At 35.9% G+C, this 21,062-nt stretch carries 26 protein-coding genes, 1 tRNA gene and 1 pseudogene; 9 read left to right on the top strand and 19 right to left on the bottom strand.

The window, feature by feature from the left end:
• Window positions 1–76: 76 nt before the first annotated feature.
• From CQZ96_RS08795 to CQZ96_RS21865, 5 genes are all read left to right on the top strand, one after another.
• Window positions 77–1,447 carry an amino acid permease gene (locus tag CQZ96_RS08795; RefSeq protein ID WP_034616126.1) on the top strand — a complete coding sequence of 457 codons (1,371 nt, stop codon included), beginning with the start codon at window positions 77–79 and terminating at the stop codon, window positions 1,445–1,447.
• Between the two features lie 72 nt (window positions 1,448–1,519).
• Window positions 1,520–1,595 (top strand) — tRNA-Arg (locus tag CQZ96_RS08800).
• Window positions 1,596–1,761: 166 nt separating this feature from the next.
• The gene (locus CQZ96_RS08805) at window positions 1,762–2,976 is read left to right on the top strand and encodes a tyrosine-type recombinase/integrase (protein WP_105713135.1); all 1,215 of its coding nucleotides are present in this window, start codon (window positions 1,762–1,764) and stop codon (window positions 2,974–2,976) included.
• Complete coding sequence (locus tag CQZ96_RS08810; RefSeq protein ID WP_105713136.1) at window positions 2,973–3,623, top strand: hypothetical protein; 651 nt, start codon at window positions 2,973–2,975, stop codon at window positions 3,621–3,623. Before CQZ96_RS08805 ends, CQZ96_RS08810 begins: the two co-directional genes overlap by 4 nt.
• A 265-nt stretch (window positions 3,624–3,888) precedes the next feature.
• Window positions 3,889–4,458 carry a hypothetical protein gene (locus CQZ96_RS21865; RefSeq protein WP_105713137.1) on the top strand — a complete coding sequence of 190 codons (570 nt, stop codon included), beginning with the start codon at window positions 3,889–3,891 and terminating at the stop codon, window positions 4,456–4,458.
• Between the two features lie 18 nt (window positions 4,459–4,476).
• Here the strand turns inward: CQZ96_RS21865 and CQZ96_RS08820 are convergent, their stop codons facing one another.
• The 17 genes and pseudogenes from CQZ96_RS08820 to CQZ96_RS08900 form a co-directional block, all read right to left on the bottom strand.
• A complete protein-coding gene (locus CQZ96_RS08820; protein ID WP_105713138.1) occupies window positions 4,477–5,292 on the bottom strand; it encodes a hypothetical protein in 816 nt (271 codons plus the stop codon).
• Window positions 5,293–5,320: 28 nt separating this feature from the next.
• Window positions 5,321–5,836 (bottom strand): Panacea domain-containing protein, encoded by a 516-nt coding sequence (locus CQZ96_RS08825; protein ID WP_105713139.1) that lies wholly within the window; start codon window positions 5,834–5,836, stop codon window positions 5,321–5,323.
• A 497-nt stretch (window positions 5,837–6,333) separates the two neighbouring features.
• Window positions 6,334–6,621, bottom strand: a complete 288-nt coding sequence (locus CQZ96_RS08830) for a hypothetical protein (RefSeq protein ID WP_105713140.1) — start codon at window positions 6,619–6,621, stop codon at window positions 6,334–6,336.
• 188 nt (window positions 6,622–6,809) lie between these two features.
• Window positions 6,810–7,212 (bottom strand): annotated as a pseudogene (locus CQZ96_RS08835) (hypothetical protein).
• Window positions 7,209–7,649 carry a lysozyme gene (locus CQZ96_RS08840; RefSeq protein WP_105713141.1) on the bottom strand — a complete coding sequence of 147 codons (441 nt, stop codon included), beginning with the start codon at window positions 7,647–7,649 and terminating at the stop codon, window positions 7,209–7,211. Before CQZ96_RS08840 ends, CQZ96_RS08835 begins: the two are co-directional and overlap by 4 nt.
• A complete protein-coding gene (locus tag CQZ96_RS08845; protein ID WP_004817412.1) occupies window positions 7,636–7,929 on the bottom strand; it encodes a hypothetical protein in 294 nt (97 codons plus the stop codon). Before CQZ96_RS08845 ends, CQZ96_RS08840 begins: the two co-directional genes overlap by 14 nt.
• Window positions 7,930–8,002: 73 nt before the next feature.
• Complete coding sequence (locus CQZ96_RS08850; protein ID WP_105713142.1) at window positions 8,003–8,761, bottom strand: hypothetical protein; 759 nt, start codon at window positions 8,759–8,761, stop codon at window positions 8,003–8,005.
• A complete protein-coding gene (locus CQZ96_RS08855) occupies window positions 8,749–10,734 on the bottom strand; it encodes a sialate O-acetylesterase (RefSeq protein ID WP_171287891.1) in 1,986 nt (661 codons plus the stop codon). The genes CQZ96_RS08850 and CQZ96_RS08855 overlap by 13 nt, the downstream gene beginning before the upstream one ends.
• A gap of 55 nt (window positions 10,735–10,789) precedes the next feature.
• Complete coding sequence (locus CQZ96_RS08860) at window positions 10,790–13,609, bottom strand: host specificity factor TipJ family phage tail protein (RefSeq protein WP_105713144.1); 2,820 nt, start codon at window positions 13,607–13,609, stop codon at window positions 10,790–10,792.
• Window positions 13,606–13,926, bottom strand: coding sequence for a hypothetical protein (locus CQZ96_RS08865; protein WP_105713145.1), 321 nt, complete (start codon window positions 13,924–13,926; stop codon window positions 13,606–13,608). Before CQZ96_RS08865 ends, CQZ96_RS08860 begins: the two co-directional genes overlap by 4 nt.
• Window positions 13,926–14,411: a DUF1833 family protein gene (locus tag CQZ96_RS08870; protein ID WP_105713146.1), complete on the bottom strand. Its 486-nt coding sequence runs from the start codon at window positions 14,409–14,411 to the stop codon at window positions 13,926–13,928. Before CQZ96_RS08870 ends, CQZ96_RS08865 begins: the two co-directional genes overlap by 1 nt.
• Window positions 14,404–14,889, bottom strand: coding sequence for a hypothetical protein (locus CQZ96_RS08875; RefSeq protein WP_105713147.1), 486 nt, complete (start codon window positions 14,887–14,889; stop codon window positions 14,404–14,406). The genes CQZ96_RS08870 and CQZ96_RS08875 overlap by 8 nt, the downstream gene beginning before the upstream one ends.
• Before the next feature lie 58 nt (window positions 14,890–14,947).
• Window positions 14,948–15,880, bottom strand: coding sequence for a DUF4760 domain-containing protein (locus CQZ96_RS08880; RefSeq protein WP_105713148.1), 933 nt, complete (start codon window positions 15,878–15,880; stop codon window positions 14,948–14,950).
• A 326-nt stretch (window positions 15,881–16,206) separates the two neighbouring features.
• Window positions 16,207–16,524, bottom strand: coding sequence for a DUF4236 domain-containing protein (locus tag CQZ96_RS08885; protein ID WP_105713149.1), 318 nt, complete (start codon window positions 16,522–16,524; stop codon window positions 16,207–16,209).
• Window positions 16,525–16,527: 3 nt separating this feature from the next.
• Window positions 16,528–16,704, bottom strand: a complete 177-nt coding sequence (locus CQZ96_RS08890; protein WP_171287892.1) for a hypothetical protein — start codon at window positions 16,702–16,704, stop codon at window positions 16,528–16,530.
• Between the two features lie 133 nt (window positions 16,705–16,837).
• On the bottom strand, window positions 16,838–17,758 hold the full coding sequence (locus CQZ96_RS08895; protein ID WP_105713150.1) for an STM4504/CBY_0614 family protein: 921 nt from the start codon (window positions 17,756–17,758) through the stop codon (window positions 16,838–16,840).
• A 131-nt stretch (window positions 17,759–17,889) separates the two neighbouring features.
• Window positions 17,890–18,273: a hypothetical protein gene (locus tag CQZ96_RS08900; RefSeq protein ID WP_105713151.1), complete on the bottom strand. Its 384-nt coding sequence runs from the start codon at window positions 18,271–18,273 to the stop codon at window positions 17,890–17,892.
• Window positions 18,274–18,423: 150 nt separating this feature from the next.
• On the opposite strand from CQZ96_RS08900, the gene CQZ96_RS08905 reads away from it, so the two are divergent.
• Window positions 18,424–18,612, top strand: a complete 189-nt coding sequence (locus CQZ96_RS08905; protein WP_105713152.1) for a hypothetical protein — start codon at window positions 18,424–18,426, stop codon at window positions 18,610–18,612.
• Window positions 18,613–18,622: 10 nt separating this feature from the next.
• Here the strand turns inward: CQZ96_RS08905 and CQZ96_RS08910 are convergent, their stop codons facing one another.
• Window positions 18,623–18,889 (bottom strand): Arc family DNA-binding protein, encoded by a 267-nt coding sequence (locus tag CQZ96_RS08910; protein WP_105713153.1) that lies wholly within the window; start codon window positions 18,887–18,889, stop codon window positions 18,623–18,625.
• Window positions 18,890–18,999: 110 nt separating this feature from the next.
• Here CQZ96_RS08910 and CQZ96_RS08915 point away from each other — a divergent pair, with 110 nt between their 5' ends.
• From CQZ96_RS08915 to CQZ96_RS08925, 3 genes are read left to right on the top strand one after another with little or no spacing between them, the layout of a single operon-like run.
• Window positions 19,000–19,152: a toxin-antitoxin system HicB family antitoxin gene (locus tag CQZ96_RS08915; RefSeq protein ID WP_105713154.1), complete on the top strand. Its 153-nt coding sequence runs from the start codon at window positions 19,000–19,002 to the stop codon at window positions 19,150–19,152.
• Window positions 19,149–19,907 (top strand): phage antirepressor KilAC domain-containing protein, encoded by a 759-nt coding sequence (locus CQZ96_RS21665; RefSeq protein WP_228722791.1) that lies wholly within the window; start codon window positions 19,149–19,151, stop codon window positions 19,905–19,907. Before CQZ96_RS08915 ends, CQZ96_RS21665 begins: the two co-directional genes overlap by 4 nt.
• Complete coding sequence (locus CQZ96_RS08925; protein ID WP_228722792.1) at window positions 19,904–20,266, top strand: hypothetical protein; 363 nt, start codon at window positions 19,904–19,906, stop codon at window positions 20,264–20,266. The genes CQZ96_RS21665 and CQZ96_RS08925 overlap by 4 nt, the downstream gene beginning before the upstream one ends.
• Before the next feature lie 86 nt (window positions 20,267–20,352).
• Here the strand turns inward: CQZ96_RS08925 and CQZ96_RS08930 are convergent, their stop codons facing one another.
• Window positions 20,353–21,024, bottom strand: a complete 672-nt coding sequence (locus CQZ96_RS08930; protein ID WP_105713155.1) for a hypothetical protein — start codon at window positions 21,022–21,024, stop codon at window positions 20,353–20,355.
• Window positions 21,025–21,062 lie beyond the last annotated feature (38 nt).

The raw sequence follows: 21,062 nt of genomic DNA on the forward strand, positions 1-21,062 counted from the left end.
TACATCTATCGCATACTAGGCTAAAAGTAACCAATCTATTACAATAATTAAATTCGCATAAATAGAGTTGTACACATTGAGCAACGAGTCTACACAATTACAGCGTGGGCTTAAGAATCGTCATATCCAATTGATTGCCATGGGCGGTGCAATTGGTACAGGATTATTCTTAGGTTCAGCACATGTGATCGAAAAAGCTGGGCCATCCATTATTTTGGGTTATGCCATTGGTGGTTTGATCGTTTTTTTAATTATGCGTCAGCTTGGGGAAATGATAGTACATGAACCCGTAGCTGGTTCTTTTAGCCATTTTGCCAATAAATATTGGGGTAAATTTCCTGGTTTTTTAACTGGTTGGAACTATTGGATGTTGTACATCCTAGTTGCAATGACAGAATTAACTGCGGTCGGCAAATACATCAATTATTGGTGGCCTGAAATTCCAAACTGGGTGTCTGTACTGTTTTTCTTCGTTGTGATTACACTGGTCAACTTAGGAAATGTGAAATTTTACGGTGAATCCGAATTTTGGTTATCCATCATTAAAGTCACTGCTATTGTTGCAATGATTGTATTTGGTATTTATTTGGTTCTGACCGCAGATGTAAGTTCAGGGATTGCTTTTTCAAACTTATGGTCTCATGGTGGCTTTTTTCCAAATGGATTTGATGGCTTATTTTATATGCTGGCTTTCCTTATGTTTGGTTTTGGCGGTATTGAATTAGTTGGTATGGCTGCGGCTGAAGCCAAAGACCCAGAAAAAACCATTCCTAAAGCTATTAATCAAGTTGTACCACGTATCCTTATTTTTTACGTAGGTTCGATGATTATTCTGTTGTCTTTGGTGCCTTGGAACCAGTTGAATTTTGGTGGTTTAGATAAAAGTCCATTCGTGATGGTCTTTAGTATGATTGGGATTGCCTGGGCAGCTCATCTGGTTAACTTTATTATCTTAACTGCGGCATTATCTGTTTATAACAGTGGGATGTATGCCAATAGCCGTATGCTTTATGGTTTAGCAAAACAAGGCAATGCACCTAAAATTTTTACCAAAACCAATAAGCATGGTGTACCAATTCCATCTGTATTACTTTCTGCATTTTTAATTTTAGGTTGTGTACCTTTAAATTATTATTTACCAGAAGATGCTTTAAGTCATTTGATGTATGTGGTGGTTGGCGCTTTAGTTTTAAACTGGTTAATGATTACACTCACCCATTTAAAGTTTAAGCGTGCTCTACGTTTGACCAATCAAACCAGCAAGTACCCTGCACTTTGGGCACCTGTTAGTAATTTCGTTGTAATTATTTTTATTGGTATCGTTTTATATATCATGTGGGATCAAGGATTTAAAGAATCCGTGTTGATGATTCCTGTATGGATTACCCTGATGTTAGTCCTGTTTGATATTTTAAATCCAAATGAAATAAAGACTGAAGAAAAATAAATCTAACCCAAAGCTATTATTTCGATAATAGCTTTTTTTTCATATGCATATACGGTAAATTATTTACTTATTGTGCCCTTAGCTTAACTGGATAGAGCAGTTGCCTCCTAAGCGACAGACGTGGGTTCAAGTCCCGCAGGGCGCACCAATATAGATTATAAGAAGATATAACATAGTATATTAAGCCATTCAGAAGTATTGAAAATACTGAGCTTTTATAATTTAATAGTCTAAGATAGTTTATATTAATCCAGCGTTTTTAACGGTACTTATAACGGTACCACTTAAATACCGCTATAAATGGTACCGCTAAAATGGCTAGAACCGTTGTACCGCTAAACGATACAAAGATTAAAAAGGCAAAATCTGAAGATAAGAACATAAAACTTTCAGATGGTGGTGGCTTGTATCTGCTTATTGATAAAAACAACAATAAGTTTTGGCGATTTGATTACTACCGCCCTTACTCCAAAAAACGAAATACAATCAGCTTTGGTATTTACCCAGAAGTATCGCTAGCGGATGCACGCGCACGTCGAGATGAAGCTCGCAGTCTTTTGGCTCAGAATTTAGATCCACATGAGGAAAAGAAACGTATTGCCCTAGAACATGGTGACTCTTTAAAAAATACTTTCGAGTTTGTGGCCAAAGAATGGTTAGCTAAACAAAAATTTGCAGATTCAACTTATAAGAAGTCTGAAAGTTTATTTGGTGTGATCTTTGAGGGTATCGGCAAGAAACCAATTAACAAGGTTACACCTGTCGATGTTTTAAATATTTGCCGAATCTATGAAAGACAAGAAAAATATGAAACTGCCAAAAAAGTAAAAGTTAAGTGTGGCCAAGTTTTAAGATATGGCGTTGCAACTGGATTGTGTGAACGTGATGTTACTCAGGATCTTCGTGGTGCGCTTACAACACCTGTTGCCGAACACATGGCAGCCATTACCAATCCAAGCGAATTTGCCTTGCTGCTGGATGATATAGATCACTATGAAGGTACTATCATCACAAAAACTGCATTAAAGATTGCCCCATTGGTTTTTGTTCGACCAGGAGAGCTTCGCCATGCAAAATGGAGTGATATAGATTTTGATGAGAAAATTTGGTCCTATACTCCACCAAAAACAAAAAGTAAGACCGGTGTTGAGCTTATCGTTCCTTTATCAGATCAAGTTATAGATCTACTTCAAAAGATTCACCCGGTCACCAGTAATCAAAGTGATTATGTATTTCCAGCTGTCACATCTAACTCAAGACCAATGTCTGAAAATACGATCACTCAAGCGCTGAGAAGATTGGGTTATCAAAAAGAAAAGGTTTCAGGACATGGGTTCCGCGCTTCTGCACGTACAATGCTTGAAGAAGTACTTCAATTCCCTGTTGAGATTATTGAGATGCAGTTAGGCCATCAGGTACGCGACATGCATGGTCGAGCATACAACCGTACAAAGCATTTAGAAAAACGTCGGCAGATGATGCAAAGATGGTCTGATTATTGTGATGAGATTAAAGGTGGTATTAAGTGAGTAATATTCTAAAGTTAATAAAAGATCATTATCTTAAGTTTTTCATAGTAATTAGTTTGTTTTTGATTTGTCTTTCAACTTCGATTCTTATGAAAAAGTGGTTTGATGTGAATAGCGATTATCTTTCAGCTTTTGCGACACTTGTTGCTGCTGCCGTAGCGCTTCATTTGTATACTGATTGGAGAAAACCAATATTTTTAAATAAGGTTGAGGATGAGCAAAAGGAAATAAAGAAAAGTATCAGACTTTTCAAAAAGAGTGCTGATTCAATTCTACTTTTTATGAATACAAAAAGCCCGGCGAGCTCAAGTCTAAATAATGGAGACTTATTTTCTATGGAATATCAAAAATTAATGAATAATTTATTAGATAATACTGATGATTTGTGTACTCTCTTGATCAACTATAAGCTCATATTAGATAAGGGTATGCATAGAAATCATATTCAATTTATAAAGCATAATTTAGAGTCATTAGATGATATACACAGTGTAATTGGGAAGTTCAACCCTGTAATCGACTACTTTGATTCATACAGATATGTTGAGCCAGAAGTTAAGAAAGAAAAATTTATTAAGCTTTTGAAAGGAATTGTTGAGGAACTCCCAGATGGGTTATCTAAGTTTTACAGGGAAATTTATCAGTAATTACCATTTATTCATTATTCACTTTGAGAATCATTTTTCATCTAATTTTGCATCAGATGCATGCTCATAAAACAATTTAGCAACTGCAAGTAAGATTATTGAAAGATATTGTCTAAATAACAATCATGAATTTATTGCTTTCCACGTGATGACGAAAAACAAAACGTCTTATTCTGACGCACCATTGTTTATCCACAGTTTATAAATTTGAATTTAAATTACTAGAAAATTATCATGAATTTGATTGTGTAACGATATCAAGTTTATGAAGGAAAGGATTATCGCGCTCATCGACATTAATAATTGTTATGTGTCCTGTGAGCGCTTGTTTCAGCCAAAGTTAAACAATAGACCAGTCATTGTACTCAGTAATAATGATGGCTGCGCTGTTGCACGTTCTCAGGAAGCCAAGGATCTAACTGGGTGCGTAATCGCCTTTGCACACTCAAACCCATTTGATACCAAGAAGCCATTTTATAAAGCATCTGTGAGTGTTTCATTTCCTGAGCCAACGGATTCAGCAGCGGTGATCATTAAACACATCCTTAAACAAATAGATAAGGTTTATAAAGAAGGTGTAGATTTTAAGAAGTGCGGTGTGATTCTGACTTGCATTGAATCTAAGTCGAGATATGTGCCTGATCTACTTGCTGATCATGAAGTTATTCAGAGGAATGACAATCTTCAGTGTGCGCTAGAACAAGTAAATGAAAAATTTAGTAAAAAGCTGGCAATTGGACCATGCTTACTTAAAGACAGAAAATGGAGCATGAGTCGAGGGAAATTGACGCAGAATTACTTTAGTTGGGATGGGTTGTTGACTGTAGGTGATTAGACTTTGACAAGCTTTTTATTACTTATCTTTATCCTTAATTAACACCTTGCTATTAATTTTTGGAACATCATTTTGTTTAATTTTATACATATACGCGGCAGATGATATCATGGCGACTATTGAAAATCCCAAAGCAATATATATAAATTTATTGCTTCTTTGAGATTCCTTCAAATTTGAAATAAAGTTAAATAGTGTAGATAGAATTAAAATAATTAAGGCAGATAAAAAAGAAAGAACCAAAATCAGTGTTGCTAAATTTATATTTGCTTGTAATAACCCAGTGGTAGCACTAATAATCTGCATACCACCAAATATCGTAATAATAATAGAGGCAAAAATACCTAGAATAGTAATGTAGTTTACCATCATATCATCATAAGTTTTTTTAGCTTTTTCAGCTTGGTCTTTAGCTTCTTTTGCGGTCTTACCTGCTTGTTTTGCAACTTTATCAGCATTAATAGCAAGCTCTTGAGCAACTTTGGCAACATAAATTTTTTGAGTTGCTGCTAAAAAAATGTGTGTTCTAAATTTTGATATGCATAAGTGTTTTGAGTGCTTTTTTCCAGTTCTAATATTTAAAGGATATCGAATCAGAAATCTGTTTTCTAATTCTTCCAACATTAAATCTAGATCAATCAAGTTGATTTCATCACTGAAATCATAAATAAAACTAGTTATATCATCATATGGAATATCTATATTTGGCAAGCAGTTCTTATCTGCAATAACTCTTTCAAATAAGTTAACCAAATTAACTAAAGCAGCATCTTGAGCAGGACTAGTAATTAATCTTTTCAGAAATTCATCAAGAATATCTATTTGTGCAGTCATTACTAGTCCTAAATTTTAAAAACAAATTTTAATTTTTAAAATAATCCAAAATCTCTTGATCAGAATAGATCAAACCTTTAGCGCCTGAAAGGATTTGATCCTCACATTTCTTCCAAGGTTCTTCTTTATGAGTCAACTCCACCAATTCAAAGGGACCTTTATCAATATATTTTTCAATAGTTGAATTAATTACCTGAATGTAAGGGCTTGATTCTACACTAGCTCTATCGAATGGAATTATTTCAAAACTAAACCCACCATTAGCACTGTCAGAAAACTTATAAGTTCCTATAGATGATTCTATATGAGAAGTTCCATGGATTTTAAAACCATGGTAAACATTGCTTACAACAGGTCCAAACTTCCACTTCTCAATTTGATCATCAAAAATTCTAACATTACAATTAACTAAGCAATCAACATAAACATAATATAGGATTTTTTGAAGCTTAATTGGAGTTAGGTTGCTTTTTCTCAGAGTTGAATTAACATATTCTACTATGTAGTTAGCTACATCCATTGAACTAAATATTTTATTATTCATAATTAACCTCACAAATTTTATTTAACTCTCTTTCACCTATTAAATTTAGGAACATAAAGACACTTAACATTGTCGATGCTTGGTGAAAGTTTTCATTTCAATACTCGGATTCAATTTAAAACGTGAAGAAAAGAGCCGAAAAATCTTCATGATCGACTCTTATGGCTCTTATTAAATCCTATAAACCGAACAAATACAATATAACGTGGAACAATTTTGTTTCACAGCGTGACAACTTGTGTCGTGTTGATTTAATAGTTAGAAGTTTATAAGGTTAAATATTTTATTTTATTCATTTAATTATATGATTCTTCGCATCATTCAAAGCGCTACACTCATTGTATTTTGCGACAGTATCAATGATCCATAGGGTTATTTCTTTTCCCTGTCCTGATTCCAGTTTAAGGAGTTTAGGGCAAGTTGTCATTCAGATATGAAAATTTACCTAAAATTTATTATTATGTTAATTTTAGACTTTCTAAATTATTGAACTAACATTAGATGGGAAAAACCTCTATTCCATCCACGGTAATCTTTAAGCTCTTAATAGTAAGCCATGCCCAAACTCGAACATTTAACACGATTCTATGTTGTTGAATGTCAAAAGAGAAAGATGGAATAAACCAAGGCTGACTTGTTCCACCAGCTATTGCATTTCCATCAAGTGTAACATATTCGTATCCTGCTCCTCGTCCATGATATTCTACACAATAAGAATTATCATCTATGGTGAGCAAAAATTTTCTATAAAGCCATTTTCTCTCTAACATTTTGCAAACAATCATCGACACACCTCAATAATACTTTTTAAATTCCTTGAGCTAGGAAAGCCAGAACTTGACCATTTAAAAATTGAGCATAAGTCATATCAAATGTCCGATCAATAAAACAAACTAATAAGACTATGGCTAAAAGAAGAATATATCATGAAGATATCTCAATATAATATATTGGTCGTTATGCGAATTAGCCCTCACTGCGAGGGCCACGCCTCCCTTAATCTTTCCGCATCAACTGCGTGTCCATCTGATGGTTTCTTTGGAAGCACAGGTCAAGCGACTACTTTTAACTTTGAGTTGCTTTGACAAGCTGTCAGCATTGGCACTAGCAAGACGACTATCAGACTCAATTTGTTTAATTTTGGCATTATAGTTTTGCTCCGCTTTTAACTGTTGTTTAGACCATAGTTTTTCTTTGATTGCTGAGTCTGCTTTGGCCTTTGCATTTTCAGCTTGCAGAATAATTTCAGTCTGTTTGTATTTCTCGATCTGGCCTGTTTTGTGGTTCAACAATGCAAGACAAATAAGCAATAAAAAAGCGAGAAATCCGATTAAGATTTCTCGCCATGCTTTTACAGCTAAATAGAGGTAGGTCATTTTAGAAATAACTCCATTTCAGCTTTTCGACGCTTCACCAATCCAGCCAAAACACGACCACCAGCTTTGTTCCACTTTGGAAATTCAGCAGCAGCACCTTTATAATCTTTGGCATTGAGCTTTTTAAGCAGAGTTGATTTACTAAGATTGCCTTCGCCAAGGTTGTAGGTAAATGAGGCTAAAGCATCGAATTGGTTTTGGTTGAGCGGAACCGTCACCAAGCGATTGATAGCATTTTCAAATACAACTAGGTCATTACGAAGATATTCTTCTGCTTGAGATTCAGTGCATGTATCACCTTTTTTTACACGCACACCATTCGGGTATTTGATTGTGCCAAATCCAATGGTCCAAATGCCTACACCATCGTCATATGCTTCCAAGCGTTTACCTTCAAAGCCTTTGATTAAGTTCACTCCCGGATTACTTGTCTTCATTTGATTTCACCTTATCTTTAACGAACTTTTCTGCTTGTGATTCAACAAATTGACTACCTAGCGTCCCTAAAAATGCTCCTAAGCCTAGAATGGCAAGCATGTTTAAGTCAGATATCCAAATGAGTGCGCCACCTGCGCCAAGTGTTGTGAAGCCATTCAAGATAGCTCGACCAAGAACAACTCGCCATGTTAGTTTTTCAGTGCTTACGAGTACTTTTGCCATCGCAATTACTACTCCCATTAGAATTAATTGAAGTGCCACTTTTTCATGCTCTTGCATGTAACCCCCTATTTTTGGCAATAAAAAAGCCCTAAGCTATTGAAGCAAAGGGCTTGAGATGGTTTGTTGGGTATTATTTGACGGTTATACCTTTGGTTGCACAATACTGTTTTGCATTCTGATACTGACGGTTTACATCATCAGCAGAGAATACACGCTCATGAAACGAAGCAAATGAAACAAATGCAGGATCACCTGAAGCCCCACCCGTATTACCACCAATTGTGAAAAACTCACTGGCAGCCAATGCCTTCAGCTCACCAGTATAATTTAACTGCCACACCAACCCTATTTCTGGTACGTGGAATTTTGCAATTTTACTCACAGTGTCTACAGTCAAGCATGCAAAATGCCACTCTCCAACTGAAATCGAATTAAGCGCTGAAGGAATATTATTTGAAAAAAGGTTGCCACCACTAGCTAAAAACAGTGTTGGGCGAAATCCATATGTTCCACTTGCAAAAATTCCTGCGCCAGCATCCCAACCCTGACTAGGTGCTGTATTGTTATGATAGTCACCCGCAAAAAACTGTAGCCCCGTGGTTGCATCACGTTTAGCAACAACGCAAAGAGTAAAGCTCTTTGTCGTATCTCGAACAAAATTTGATTTTAAGTATGCAGTTGTGCCTGTGCCTTGCACATATCCCGCTGCATAAACAGGTATACCGACTTCAGACAAAATCGCATTACCCAAAATATCTTGAGAACCAGCTAAGTTTGTTTTTGGTTGAAATAAAAGTTTACCACTTTCAATTGAGTAATTTACATCATGTACCATACCCAGCGGCGAACTACCAATTGATACGTTCTTTAAGCGAATTACTGTACCCATGAAAAACCTTCCTGTAGTGAAAAAATTGGACACCAGTTTTGTAATGGGTATGGTTGACCCGTTGTTAAATCTAAAACTTTTGCTACTGTAGCGTCTGAGTCGCGAAGATTTCCACGAGCCCCAGTAGTTGGACCCGCATTTGTGTTATTTGTGCCAAGTGCATATTTGACGGTTATGTTCGATATTGGCGCTGCACTTAAAACAATTTTCACAGTGTCTTGATTAACAATGCTCACAGATGAGATTGCTAAATCAGTGTTAGCTGCATCAAAAACTTTGAACCCATAATTGCCTGGATCTGTCACAAGGGCTGTATCAAAAACAAGTGGCTTCACTGGCACATGAAACTTAATTGTGACCACACGACCGTTTCGATAAATCGCTTCTGGCTGAACAGGCTTCCAGTCTGTGCGCCCAGTTGTTAGCATCCAGTCCATAACTTTTCCGAAATACGCACCCAACCAGCGGTAACTGTTTGGCGGCATGTGTATCCCATCCGAGTTATATGGCATAACATACGTTGCACAAGCCATTTTGATACTACGATTGGTATTTGCCGCCTTAAGCTGAGCATGTGGAATTTCAGGTGAATATGTGGGCCATCGTTTAGTGTGAGAACCTGTTTGATATGTCAACATGATCGGAGCAAGATCTTGGTTAATATCAGTTTGATAATCAGCAATTAACTTGTTGAGGCGAATAATATATTCATCACCGCTTAAGCCGTTTGAGATATCCGTTTCACCTTGAACCCAAAGTACGAATTGGGATAAACAACTTTTCCCTGAAGCACTTGCGTAGTCTCGATAAGCTTTTGACTGCGCTACACCAACATCATAAATTGCAGTACCTTTCGATAGTCCAGAAATTGCAGTTCCACCATGCCCATTAGTTGAACCTAAAACTTGAGAATTAACCGAACGCTCATCAATAGATTTCTGCAAATGAACAATTGCAGCATAAAGCGGGCTTTCTGCAGTTTGATTAGGATTTAAAGCAGGATTAAATGCAACGACGCTTGACGATGAAAGAGGTAATCCAGTTACACCCTGCATGTCACCACCTTGCACACCGTCCTCGATACCGGCACTCGGCACAAGAGCATTAGGCGCTTCACTTGACAATGTTGCAATTGAACCCGCCCCAAGTCCCAATGCTAAAGATTGCCCTTGCATTGAAACATGCAAATAATCAGTATTAATACGCTGTTCAGGCTCAATACCAACCAAGCCAGATGACGTCGAACCAATAGAATTATAGATACCGTCGGCTTGATAATAACCAATAATGTAGCCATCTTTATCAACAATTGTCACAGGGTTATCTGTAGTTGATAGCGTTTCTACCATCATATCTTGCACTGATAATTTATTTGCAAAGATAGATACAAATTTGGCAAGTAATTGCTGATCAATTGTCATCAACTTATTGTTATCTTTATCTAAAATATTAAACAAATCTGCATCTTTCACATCCTCAAAAGAAGAATCATTTGTTTGTATTTTTTCTGCTTGCAGAGTTGAAATAAATCGCATTACTTTATTCAAGTCCATGCCAAACATGACCTGGCTAGCTTCATCAACTACAGCATACAACCACTTATAATCATCATCCGTATTGAACGAAACTCCATCCAAATTTTGATTTGTATAATCCTTTGCTTGATCAAGTTCGCTCAAACCTGTGTCGATCCAAGCTCCATTTTTCCAGATCCACACTTTTTTGGTATCTAAAGCTTTTGCAGCTGTTGGAGATACAACAGGTACACTTGCAAGCAGTTGCGCTTGTGTCTCAAATGGCTGAATACCACCATTTTCCATCAAAATTTTTAATGCTTTTGCGTGTGTTGGGTATTCTTTGTTTAGCCGAGTAATGACGTCCTCATCTTCATTTCCACTCCAATATTTTTCCCATGAATCGGCATTTTTACCAGCATCTATAAGCTGCTGTTTGGTAACAATATTATCAACCATGCTTATCTCCAAGCATAAAAAACAGCCCGTTAGGACTGTTCTGTGATTTTGAAATTTAAAGGAATGAATGATCTTTTTCATAGTATCGATCATCATAATTTATACACGTAAGTTTGTTGGTCATTTGAGTGTTGCGTGACATTTCGCTTAGCATAAATGCTTGGCTCGATGTTTCTGCCACTTTGGTGATTGAATATAGAGTTTTTACATATCTGTCTGTTCCCACTACAAGCGCCATGGTTGGAGCATGATTCAGAATGATTTGATTTGTGTATTCGCCAGGACTACATTCAATAATATCTACAGATCCATCGGCAATTTGTAGACAGCAGTAATATTGCTCACCATCTTCAAAATCAACATTCATAGAGCAAGTTAAAATCAAACCATCAACCGCAACAACTTCACCATCTTGGGTTTCAAGACTGGTACTGTCTGCAATTAAGATTCGATCATTTCTAATCAACAATTCAGACTCATCAAGCGCTTCAAATTCACAATCAACATTCTGATATTGAAGTTTGTTCCATTCACGCCAAGCCCTAGTTTTAGCCACAGCATGGTTTCTAATACCAGATGTTGTGATTTTAAGCGCATTGGTTAAAGTGATATTTTCAGGAATTGAATACGTGATGCGCTTGTCATCATCTGGTGATGTGTATTCAAGCTCTACCCCATCATAGTCCTTATCAATACCGAACTTGAAAGTACGCTTTTCAGAACTAGAAACTTTATTCCGATGATTAAACAATAAAACTGAACTTGTTTGAGGTTTTTCAAACTTCAATCTTAATTTATTACCAAATCGGATTGCTTCACAGAAACACGCACTTGCAACCATGCCAGCCTGCTCTTCAAATGAAAGTGAGTCATCATCAAAGGTATAGCAAAATTCAGTTGCATCAGTTGAGTTAAAATATGTCTTAACTGCCTGAATTTCTGTTTTGATCTTATCCATATCAACATCTAGTGAAGATCGACGTCCAATGTACTGATCAAGTGCCATGTTAATAAGCGCCTGCCCAGCATCATTGGTTGGTTCTAGTAAACCAGCGCCATCAATAGGTAATTTCCGAGTAATTAGCGTATTAAAATTTCGCTCTTTAACTGAAAGTGCGCCATTGGTAGCAGTTGTCCGAAGCCTAAAAACCGTCACACCCTCGTAAACTGATTTGTCATACTGTGAGGTCAAATAAACATCTTTGACTTTACACTCAGTCATCGGGTTCGCGCCTGTCTTAGCATCAGTTTTTGCTAATCTAAAGCGCTGATTTCCTGTTGTTTCAAGTTCTATATTGAGCGTGCGTCCGAATGAATCTCTACTTGTGTATTCAATCCAAAAGTCTTTAGACTTCACTTCACCAATTGGGTTTCCGTTGTCATCAATTGACTGATACTGAACTGTGATAACCACATAACCCGGTCTTGTCTTACCATCTTTATTGATGTTGTACAGCCCCTGCGGAAAGTAGATATTAAACTGCAATTGTGTTGCTGCTTCGTGGTATAACTCAAACCAGCCTACCCACTTATTCGCAACAATCTCTAAATAGATATCAGAAGTATTTAAGCCTGAAGTACTGCCATTAAATAGTGTTGGAATCTTCTCCCAATCGTCATTAATAGTGGTTGCATTCGCTAAACTGATACTGTGCTCATCTACAGCACTGACTGAATAGTTAGCATCAAGATCCACACTCTCGTCATTGTCATTTAAAGTTAAGCCTGCTGAGATGTCATAGTTTTCAGTGATGTAATTCCAGTTGTAGTTCACTTGTTTTGCTGAGTGCAAAGATATGGCATAACTAAAATTTGAACCAGAAGGAGTTTTGACTATTGAATCGACTTGATACTGTCCAGACAAATCATAATATTTGGTTGTGCTTTCCTCTGTCACTTCATCAATCTCAGTAATTGCAACATTAGCACCATTTACCAATAGGCCTTTAAACTTCTCGACTGAGTTTATATCTAAGGCAGATTCAACAATAATTTTATAATCACTGGTGACAGTGCATAAGCCTGATAGAATAATATTTTCTACCCCAAATCGCGCTCCTGATATCGCAATACCATCACCAACTTTAAACTTGTCTCTAAAGTCTAAAGTGTTGTCAGTCGTTCGAATCACACCACCAGTTGTGAAATAAATACTCTGACTTTCAATAATCACATCATTGGGTTGTACAAGACTTTGACCATTGATTGAAGAAGATTTGGCGACATCAAGCGGAAGTGATGTAAAAGCATTACCAACCTTGTAAATTGTGTTGCTGCCTACAATACTCTCACCAGGATTATAAGCACTAACACTAATACCATCGATACCGTTTACATCGGTTTCACCGTCACGACAATCTTTGATTTGATAATATCCACGGCCTAGAACCATCAAACATTCTTCAACTTCAATGTTGTTTTCGTAGTATGTGTAAGTGACTGCGATCAAGTCAGGATAAGCGCGCAAGGTGCCGTAAATATCAGGTACACGCGAATTGATTCGCATCTTGTTTGTACGATTCGCCAGTTCATTATTGGATGAGCCTATTTTCTGCTGATCAGGCTTTGGCATTGTGAGTATTGAATACACACTATATGCTGCCATGATTGCAACAATGGCATAGTACACAAACTGCAACCAGCTAGGCTTTATCACAACATAAAAAACACCCTCAAGCGCCTGTAAACGCTCAATATCAGATTTGATCTTTGGTGTAACATCATTACTTTCAGCAACATAGTTGTGATAGATAAAAGTGTTTTCAGGAAATACCGTAAATTGCTGAGCCAAATATGCACAGACATCATCTACCTGTTCCGTGGACCAAGTATTTTTATCGTATGGATCTGGACAAATGATGACTGTTTTTTTCATGTGTAATATCTCGTCTGTCTAAAACCCATCTGGATAATTTCGAGTGGTACATATTGCGCACCACGTCGAGATAGGTGTAATAATTTATCTTCAAAAAAAACCCCAACATGAGTTGGGGATTCTTTGCCATTTAAGAAAAAGACAATGCAAGGTGAGACTGGTTCCTCTAAAACATCAAAGCCTGCTTGACCGTTCAGAAAATCATTTAATCTCTGCGTTAAATCTTCACCTGTAATTTGTTGCCATGCTTCACAAGAGAATTCATTACATGTGTATTTAGAGGTCCACACTCGATCTAGTAAATTATCAATAGACATTAGGCTCTCCGAAGCAATGGAAATTCTTCAATCGTGTAAATACGACCAGTTCTTACACTATTGAGTTGCGGTGCTTGAGCATCAAAAGTCGCCAATCCTGATGTATCCTTTGAAACACTTGGAATCTCTAAAGCAGGCATAGAGATCATCGGTTCTGTTAAATCATCATCACGATAAATTTTAAAAGAACATTCAGGCTTTATTTTGCGAAATGGGCTTGAATGAATTTTTTTAACTTCATCCATCAGCTCATCATCCATATCTGCAAGCGTAATAGACAAAGTTTGATCTAAATCATTGGTGACATTATTTCGCTTGATCGACATAGGCTTATAATCATAATTCTGATTAGAAGCTGTAATTCCCTGAGTATCATTCTTAACGTAACGATAAACTTTTGAAAAACTTGGATGGCTGATCTCAATACATTCAAGCTGAGTTACACCACCACCAGCATTTAGAAAGAAAGATACATAATCAGACATGAATACTCCTTAAAGCATTCGGCATGCTCACATTGACGAGCTTTTCAAGTGGGTCTAATAATTCAGATAGATCTACACCTTCATTACCAACTTCTACCAGAAGCCGATCTTCTTCAATATCTACAATCGGCTTTACTCGAAGTTGTGCTGAGCATGTGAAAATAAGACCATCTACACTATTTAATTGAAATGAATCTTCAACAAAATACGCTTCATAGTTCTTATATTCAGGTCCATTCACTTTGAGTGGTGCATAAAAAAACTCATTGGGGTTTTCACACCAAACATTGTGCAAGGCATCCAAATAATCAAAGCCAGCTTCTTTTACAACCCATTGAACATTCACATTGTGATACGCGTTCTTGATCACTCGACGGTAACGCGGTGCGCCACCATCGAGTTCTTGAGAAATAACACCACTCTTGAATCCAACAGAATAACCACTTTGCGTGACGCATCTTAATAAGACATTTGGCATGGTTTCTCCAATAAAAAACCCACTCGGTTGAGTGGGTTTATACTTCTTAACTGTTCGTTTATTCAGATTTTAAAATTTCGCAATTGCAATCAATACATGTAAAGTTGTTTTGAATATTGCTTGCAGCATACTTTTTGATAAACTCTATAATTACAACAATTAAATTCCACAACCCAAATGTAATCATTGTCATTAAGGCATATAGGGAACGCCTAGCAGGTATCATTTTATTCCTCAACTCATCACTAACTTTATACCATTTAGTACATTTAACACATTTGTCATGACTATAATCATCCCATCTCTTGTGGAGCGTTTCCATTTCAATATAGTTGCTAGGCGAAGTTTTGCGAACATACTCTATAACAGGCTGAAACATAACATAGTTATTTTTTAATATACTTCTAAGGCTACCCTTAATAAGCTCTTCATCCATATTGTTATGCCTAACTCCCACCGAAACAAATTCCATAAAGTTAAGCATATAGTGAATTGCTGCACGCTGCTTACCATTCATCTCAAGATAGTCAAGTTCAGAGACAATCACTAGATCATTAACACTCAAACCCTTTTTTTTTCTTAATTTCTTTCTCATGCTCATAGCTAATTCTACTTTTTCAATATAAATAGTTGAATTCCTACTATTCATAAGAGCTTGCATTGCATGGGCTTTTGTAGCATTAATAATTTGCACTCTACTTGTAAAAACCCATCCGCTAACCGCAGCAGTTGCAGCAAGCATAGTTACAAGGGCAGTTGTTTTAGAAGTACCTTTTTCAGCTTTTAAGCTAAAATTCAAAAATTCATATTCAATAAAAAAAGATTTCCAAATAATTATATTTAAAACAAAGATCCCAATTAAGAACAACACTAAGAGAAGCTGCACACTTCCTCTGAATTTATAAAAGTAGTCATCTCTCTCAAATAAGTAAAAGTAAACCAAAACTATTAAATAAGGAATTATCAAACAGTAAGTTAGAATATATTGCAAACTGTCCCCCAAAAAAATAAGGTATCAAAATTGATACCTTATTTTATAGAATTTTGTGGGCTATGTTTAGCCTAAACCATAACCATCAGCTAAAAGTTTAATATTTTTCATAATTTTCTCCTTTAGATAAAAAAGCCCTTTATCATTTGATAATAGGGATGTTTAAACACAGCATATTCTATGGTGACAAACCTGTCAACATGAAACTATTTCAAAATGTCAATACTTCTCCACTTTCTTGTGCGTTAAATGCTGTCGCACAGCGTCATCAATTAGTTGATTTTTGGCTGAATAACCCAAAAGTTAACTCTTAATAGGCTCTAGCATTAAAAAATCAAGTAAAGAAAGAAAACTATGACAGCTAAAATTAATAAGAATTTAAATACTCCCTTAAATGATCCAGCATCTCTAGAGTCTTGATTTGATGAAAGTGATGTCTTCACCTTACTTTGTTTATTTCTAGGTGAATAAGACGAATAAGATAGCCCTGTTCCTGGCAATCCAACTGTAGTTCTTGTGCCCTTTTTACCCACATTAACTCTTGCACCATTTTTCCCAACAGATACGCTTGAAACTCCCTTTTTGGTGAGATTCACACGAACACCAGGCATAATTTTAATGCTTTTTCTAAAATTAAATCCCATTGCTTATTTTCCGCAAATTTTCTTAGATCCACTAATTGAACCATCATTGCAAACAAATTTACCAGCTTGACAATGCTTTACCCCACCTTTACTACCCGAACAAGGTTGGCGACCTCGCCCAGCATCAGCAAATGAAGCAAAACCTAATGCTAAAACCAACCCCAATGCGATCTTTTTCATATCGATACCAATTATTATAAAGTGCTACCAATGTAACAAATGGTAAAGATAGAGTGAACATTAATTAGACTAAATAGGTGTAAAAAAAGCACCTTAGGGTGCTTTTTTATGCATCTGTATTTAAACCTAAAAGCTACTTTACATAATTTTCTTCACATTTAATTAAGAACAATAAGTTTGAGGCAGTTAAGTGAAGTGCATAACTAGCTAAATGCTCAGGAACTTCTTTTACTTCAGCTCCTTGACCATGTCCACCCTCTTTATTTCTGATTGTTGGAACGCCACTCTCAAGTAAATTAGCTATTGCACAGAATTGAGTCTGAAGATACTGAGGTATCAAATTATGCGTTAAGCAACTATTAATTAAATTCTTAGAACTGTCACTTGCTTTATAGCTCCAAGAGTGTTTTTTATGAATAGATTTCATGACGCTTTCAAAAGCCTTAAGACTATCATTAAGACATTCTTTATATCTTCGATGACGATAGTGTTCATGTGCAGCCAAGAACTCAGCAGTAGCCCCCTCATAATCCTTATCTTTACCTAGAAGATGGATAACTGGTTTCACAACTTCAGAATGTATAAATTGAGAATCAACTCGAATTATTTCTCCTTGTTCAAATTGATAACCTACTCCAGCTTCTCTAAATCTTATATTTAATTCTTCAATTGCCTCATCTGGTTTTTGTTTCGTGCGAATAAATGCATGAGGTTGTATACGCACAACTCTATAAATCAATCTAAAGAAAGACTCGATAAAATCTAAACAATATTCATAATTTTTTTCAGTTAAAAAGAAATTGAATAAAGCTTGGCTGTTACTTTCGAATGTTTCTCCAAGTGAAAATCTCCCATATTCCCTACATAAGGCTTTATGTACAAAATCATAGACTTCAGCCGATTTACTTGAATTATTTTCAATGCCAACAGTATCTTTAATGATATGAATAATTTGAACGCGTAATTGCTTAGGAATTTCTTCATATTGATACACATCAGGCATTTCTCCACGCAACTTCTTTTGTCTTTTCGAAAATAGATCAATAATCGCCAATTTATAAGTCTCTATTTATTAGATTAAAATTATTATAGTGAAATTTTTTTATTATTTAAGATAGATTTTATCTTTTGCATAAAAGACCAGATTAAATCTGGTCTTTTAACTTCTAAATATTATTAGGTAAATTAATCCCTGAAACTTTCACTTCTAGGAATAGAGTACCAATAACGGATTTTTTTTCCATCATTTAAAGTTTCAATATTGATAAGTTGATATTCAGGATGCTCATAAAATAATTTGGAGATCAATTTTTCAACGCGTGCAGTTCGTTCGTGCATAGGTTCTTTTGGATAATCTTCTATACAACTTAAATCATTAAAATAAATTGAGCGCCCAGATTTCCCTTCAATCTTTGAATTTAATCCTACTTCCATCAACTCTAACATAGCAGTATTAAGTGAAAGATTATTCCTCTCAGCGTAAGTCATTAATAATTCATATTTATCCTGTGGAATACGAACTTGTGTCCGCTTCCAGTCATCTTGATTTAAGGGTCTTATTTTTTCCATTTTAGTTTAAACTCTAAACAACTATTGACATTACTCTAGTGTCATATTAGATTAATGTCAATGGCACTATAATAATGCCAGAATAAAAAAGCTCTGATAACTTTCGACGGCATCAGGGCTTCTATCAACTTTCTTTCAAGGAAAAGTGACATGACAAGTCTAACATTAAGTTTCAACGAAGTGAAATTTAACCCTGTTCAACTGGATGGTCAGATCTGGTTATCTGCTGGTGAATTATCAAAAGCACTTGGTTATAAACAAACAGATGCCGTATCTAATGCATACAACCGAAACTCAGATGAATTTTATAACAATCACCCTAAAATTGAACGTCTCTAGAATAATAAAATTAATCTTTGGATTTATTTTGATTTAGTAATTGGTCTACGGTAGACAATATTTTTTTTATGTCAATTTGTATTTTCTCAGCATCATTACCAAATACTAATGACTTATCTACAGAATGCTCTTGCATAAAATAGCTTTCCTCCAATCTATGGACTATTTCAGCATTCATGGAGCGATTATTTTCTTTAGCTGATGAGATAATTTTTTCACGGAATTCTGGAGTTACGCGAACTTTAAGTGTAACAACACTATTTTGATCTTCGTTCATTTATAGCCACCAAAAAATAATTTTTATAATAACCCCATAATGGGTATTGACCAATAACCCCAAAATGGGTACATTATGTAAATACCCCAAAATGGGGACAAGGAGAAACCATGAAATCCACTGAAATTGTTTATGTGAAAGTACGTTTAAACACTGAACTTCACAAGAAACTTAAAACCAAAGGGCAACAAGAGGAACGCTCAATGAACTACCTAATCAACAAAGCAGTTGAAGCATTTTTAAACCAAGGAGTAAACGCATGAACTCATTAACAACACCTTTTCAACTATCTATCGATGGGATTGGAATTCGCACAGATACATTTGGTCGTTTTTGCTTAAATGACTTACACAAGGCTAGTGGTTCACAAGAAAAGAACAAACCTAAATTTTTTCTTGAAAATAAACAAACACAGGAACTTGTTCAAGAATTAACCGAGGGAGGAATCCCTTCCTCGCCTAAAATTCAACCAGTTAGTGTTATTCGTGGTGGACTAAGTCAAGGAACCTATGTTGTAAAAGAGCTTGTTTACTCATATGCCATGTGGATTAGTGCAGCATTCAATCTTAAGGTTATTCGAACTTTTGATGCTTATATCAATAATCAAATTCAGCCAGTGTTTGATATCACAAATCCAGTTCATTTGTTACAAGCCATAGAAATCCAATCAAAGAAAAATCTTGAGCTTCAGACCAAGGTTGAAGAATTAACCCCAGCTGTTAAAGCATTTGATCGAATTGCTACAGCTGATGGAAGTATTTGTATAACTGATGCTGCCAAAGCTTTACAAATGCGACCAAAAGATTTGATTTCAAAGCTTCAAGCTGAAAAATGGATCTATAAACGTACTGGTTCAGCTCACTGGCTTGGCTATCAAGATAAAGTTCAGTCAGGGTATCTTGAGCATAAGGTTACAGAAGTGACACGCACTGATGGCACATCAAAAATCACTGAGCAGGTTCGAATAACTCCAAAGGGATTGACCAAACTCGCAACATTAATTGGCAATCAACCATGAATATTTCAGACAACAAAAAAGCCCAGAATCTTGGCGGATTGGGCTTAATTGAAAAGTCACTAGGACTAAGAACTATGCACACTATAGCACCACCCGAACCAGAACCACAAGGCCTTCCAAATAAACAGTTCAGGAAAGACAATATGCAAGCCGATCTAAAAGCAGCTGCAAGTAAATTCGATGAAATGGCGAACCTATTTTCGATCATTAAAACTTTACTTGAGCAAAAATCACCACATGCTACATCACAGGTTAAGCAATTAGCCGAAACTGGTATGGATGTCTGTGTAGATTGGTCTTTTCAAGTTGAAAGAATGGAATTGCACATCACCAAAGAAGATAAGCTTTATTTTCATTGAATAGAAGAAAACCCACTTAGGTGGGTTTTTCACTTAAAAAATTCTTTATAGTTAATACGATAATTAATATATATTCACTCGGTCTATCATTCCGCTTTATTGAAATTCTTTAAAACCTTGTATTTGATACTCTGATTATTAGCATCAATAATTTCAAGCAATGCGCCCTTATATCCAATTTGTTTCGATTCCGCTAAATCATACTCCACACTGTTAGTAAAAGCTGGACGAGCTAAATCGCCAAAAAACTCACGATAACCAATGTTAATTTTATTTCCTATCCTCCCGTTATATATGAGAGTTTGTTGAAATGCATCAGTATTTGATTGTGTTATTTTTTTTACCTTGAAGTCAGCGTCGTCGGTGCAGGTTTTCATATTAAAAACACTAACAACGCAAAGCTTATTTTCTTTGGAAACCATTATTACTTGAATTGGGTCTGAATAAAAAGCCTTAGACACCATACTCAATGACTTATTGATTGGAGAAAAAAACTTTCCTTTATTGTCCTGACCAGTTGCCGTGTATATACCAGATGGCACACCATAACCACTAAATTTAATAGGGTTTGCAACCTCCAAAACATCCACCTCACTAATATTTCCTTGATGCAGCATGCTATCGCCTACACCTACTGTAGTAATATCCCCAATAGGTGGTTTGCTAACCAATTCAGTAATAGTAGGTTTTAAGTTATAAGAAGGTGCAGTACAACCAACTAATCCTACAATCCCTCCTAGCAATATTAATTTTTTCATTCTAAAGCACTCCATAAAGTGCTTATAAAATATCAATT

Source organism: Acinetobacter sp. MYb10, from assembly GCF_002980175.2.
Taxonomy (GTDB): Bacteria; Pseudomonadota; Gammaproteobacteria; order Pseudomonadales; family Moraxellaceae; genus Acinetobacter; species Acinetobacter guillouiae.

What these genes read in the sequence shown, in the direction of transcription:
- CQZ96_RS08830 (WP_105713140.1), bottom strand. Translation starts at nt 6,621, where the DNA reads ATGATTGTTTGCAAAATGTTAGAGAGAAAATGGCTTTATAGAAAATTT.
- CQZ96_RS08820 (WP_105713138.1), bottom strand. Translation starts at nt 5,292, where the DNA reads ATGACTGCACAAATAGATATTCTTGATGAATTTCTGAAAAGATTAATT.
- CQZ96_RS08910 (WP_105713153.1), bottom strand. Translation starts at nt 18,889, where the DNA reads ATGAACGAAGATCAAAATAGTGTTGTTACACTTAAAGTTCGCGTAACT.
- CQZ96_RS21865 (WP_105713137.1), top strand. Translation starts at nt 3,889, where the DNA reads ATGAAGGAAAGGATTATCGCGCTCATCGACATTAATAATTGTTATGTG.
- CQZ96_RS21665 (WP_228722791.1), top strand. Translation starts at nt 19,149, where the DNA reads ATGAACTCATTAACAACACCTTTTCAACTATCTATCGATGGGATTGGA.
- CQZ96_RS08925 (WP_228722792.1), top strand. Translation starts at nt 19,904, where the DNA reads ATGAATATTTCAGACAACAAAAAAGCCCAGAATCTTGGCGGATTGGGC.
- CQZ96_RS08825 (WP_105713139.1), bottom strand. Translation starts at nt 5,836, where the DNA reads ATGAATAATAAAATATTTAGTTCAATGGATGTAGCTAACTACATAGTA.
- CQZ96_RS08900 (WP_105713151.1), bottom strand. Translation starts at nt 18,273, where the DNA reads ATGGAAAAAATAAGACCCTTAAATCAAGATGACTGGAAGCGGACACAA.
- CQZ96_RS08865 (WP_105713145.1), bottom strand. Translation starts at nt 13,926, where the DNA reads ATGTCTATTGATAATTTACTAGATCGAGTGTGGACCTCTAAATACACA.
- CQZ96_RS08915 (WP_105713154.1), top strand. Translation starts at nt 19,000, where the DNA reads ATGAAATCCACTGAAATTGTTTATGTGAAAGTACGTTTAAACACTGAA.
- CQZ96_RS08850 (WP_105713142.1), bottom strand. Translation starts at nt 8,761, where the DNA reads ATGGGTACAGTAATTCGCTTAAAGAACGTATCAATTGGTAGTTCGCCG.
- CQZ96_RS08885 (WP_105713149.1), bottom strand. Translation starts at nt 16,524, where the DNA reads ATGGGATTTAATTTTAGAAAAAGCATTAAAATTATGCCTGGTGTTCGT.
- CQZ96_RS08840 (WP_105713141.1), bottom strand. Translation starts at nt 7,649, where the DNA reads ATGAAGACAAGTAATCCGGGAGTGAACTTAATCAAAGGCTTTGAAGGT.
- CQZ96_RS08845 (WP_004817412.1), bottom strand. Translation starts at nt 7,929, where the DNA reads ATGCAAGAGCATGAAAAAGTGGCACTTCAATTAATTCTAATGGGAGTA.
- CQZ96_RS08905 (WP_105713152.1), top strand. Translation starts at nt 18,424, where the DNA reads ATGACAAGTCTAACATTAAGTTTCAACGAAGTGAAATTTAACCCTGTT.
- CQZ96_RS08875 (WP_105713147.1), bottom strand. Translation starts at nt 14,889, where the DNA reads ATGCCAAATGTCTTATTAAGATGCGTCACGCAAAGTGGTTATTCTGTT.
- CQZ96_RS08870 (WP_105713146.1), bottom strand. Translation starts at nt 14,411, where the DNA reads ATGTCTGATTATGTATCTTTCTTTCTAAATGCTGGTGGTGGTGTAACT.
- CQZ96_RS08930 (WP_105713155.1), bottom strand. Translation starts at nt 21,024, where the DNA reads ATGAAAAAATTAATATTGCTAGGAGGGATTGTAGGATTAGTTGGTTGT.
- CQZ96_RS08890 (WP_171287892.1), bottom strand. Translation starts at nt 16,704, where the DNA reads ATGAAAAAGATCGCATTGGGGTTGGTTTTAGCATTAGGTTTTGCTTCA.
- CQZ96_RS08855 (WP_171287891.1), bottom strand. Translation starts at nt 10,734, where the DNA reads ATGGTTGATAATATTGTTACCAAACAGCAGCTTATAGATGCTGGTAAA.
- CQZ96_RS08860 (WP_105713144.1), bottom strand. Translation starts at nt 13,609, where the DNA reads ATGAAAAAAACAGTCATCATTTGTCCAGATCCATACGATAAAAATACT.
- CQZ96_RS08805 (WP_105713135.1), top strand. Translation starts at nt 1,762, where the DNA reads ATGGCTAGAACCGTTGTACCGCTAAACGATACAAAGATTAAAAAGGCA.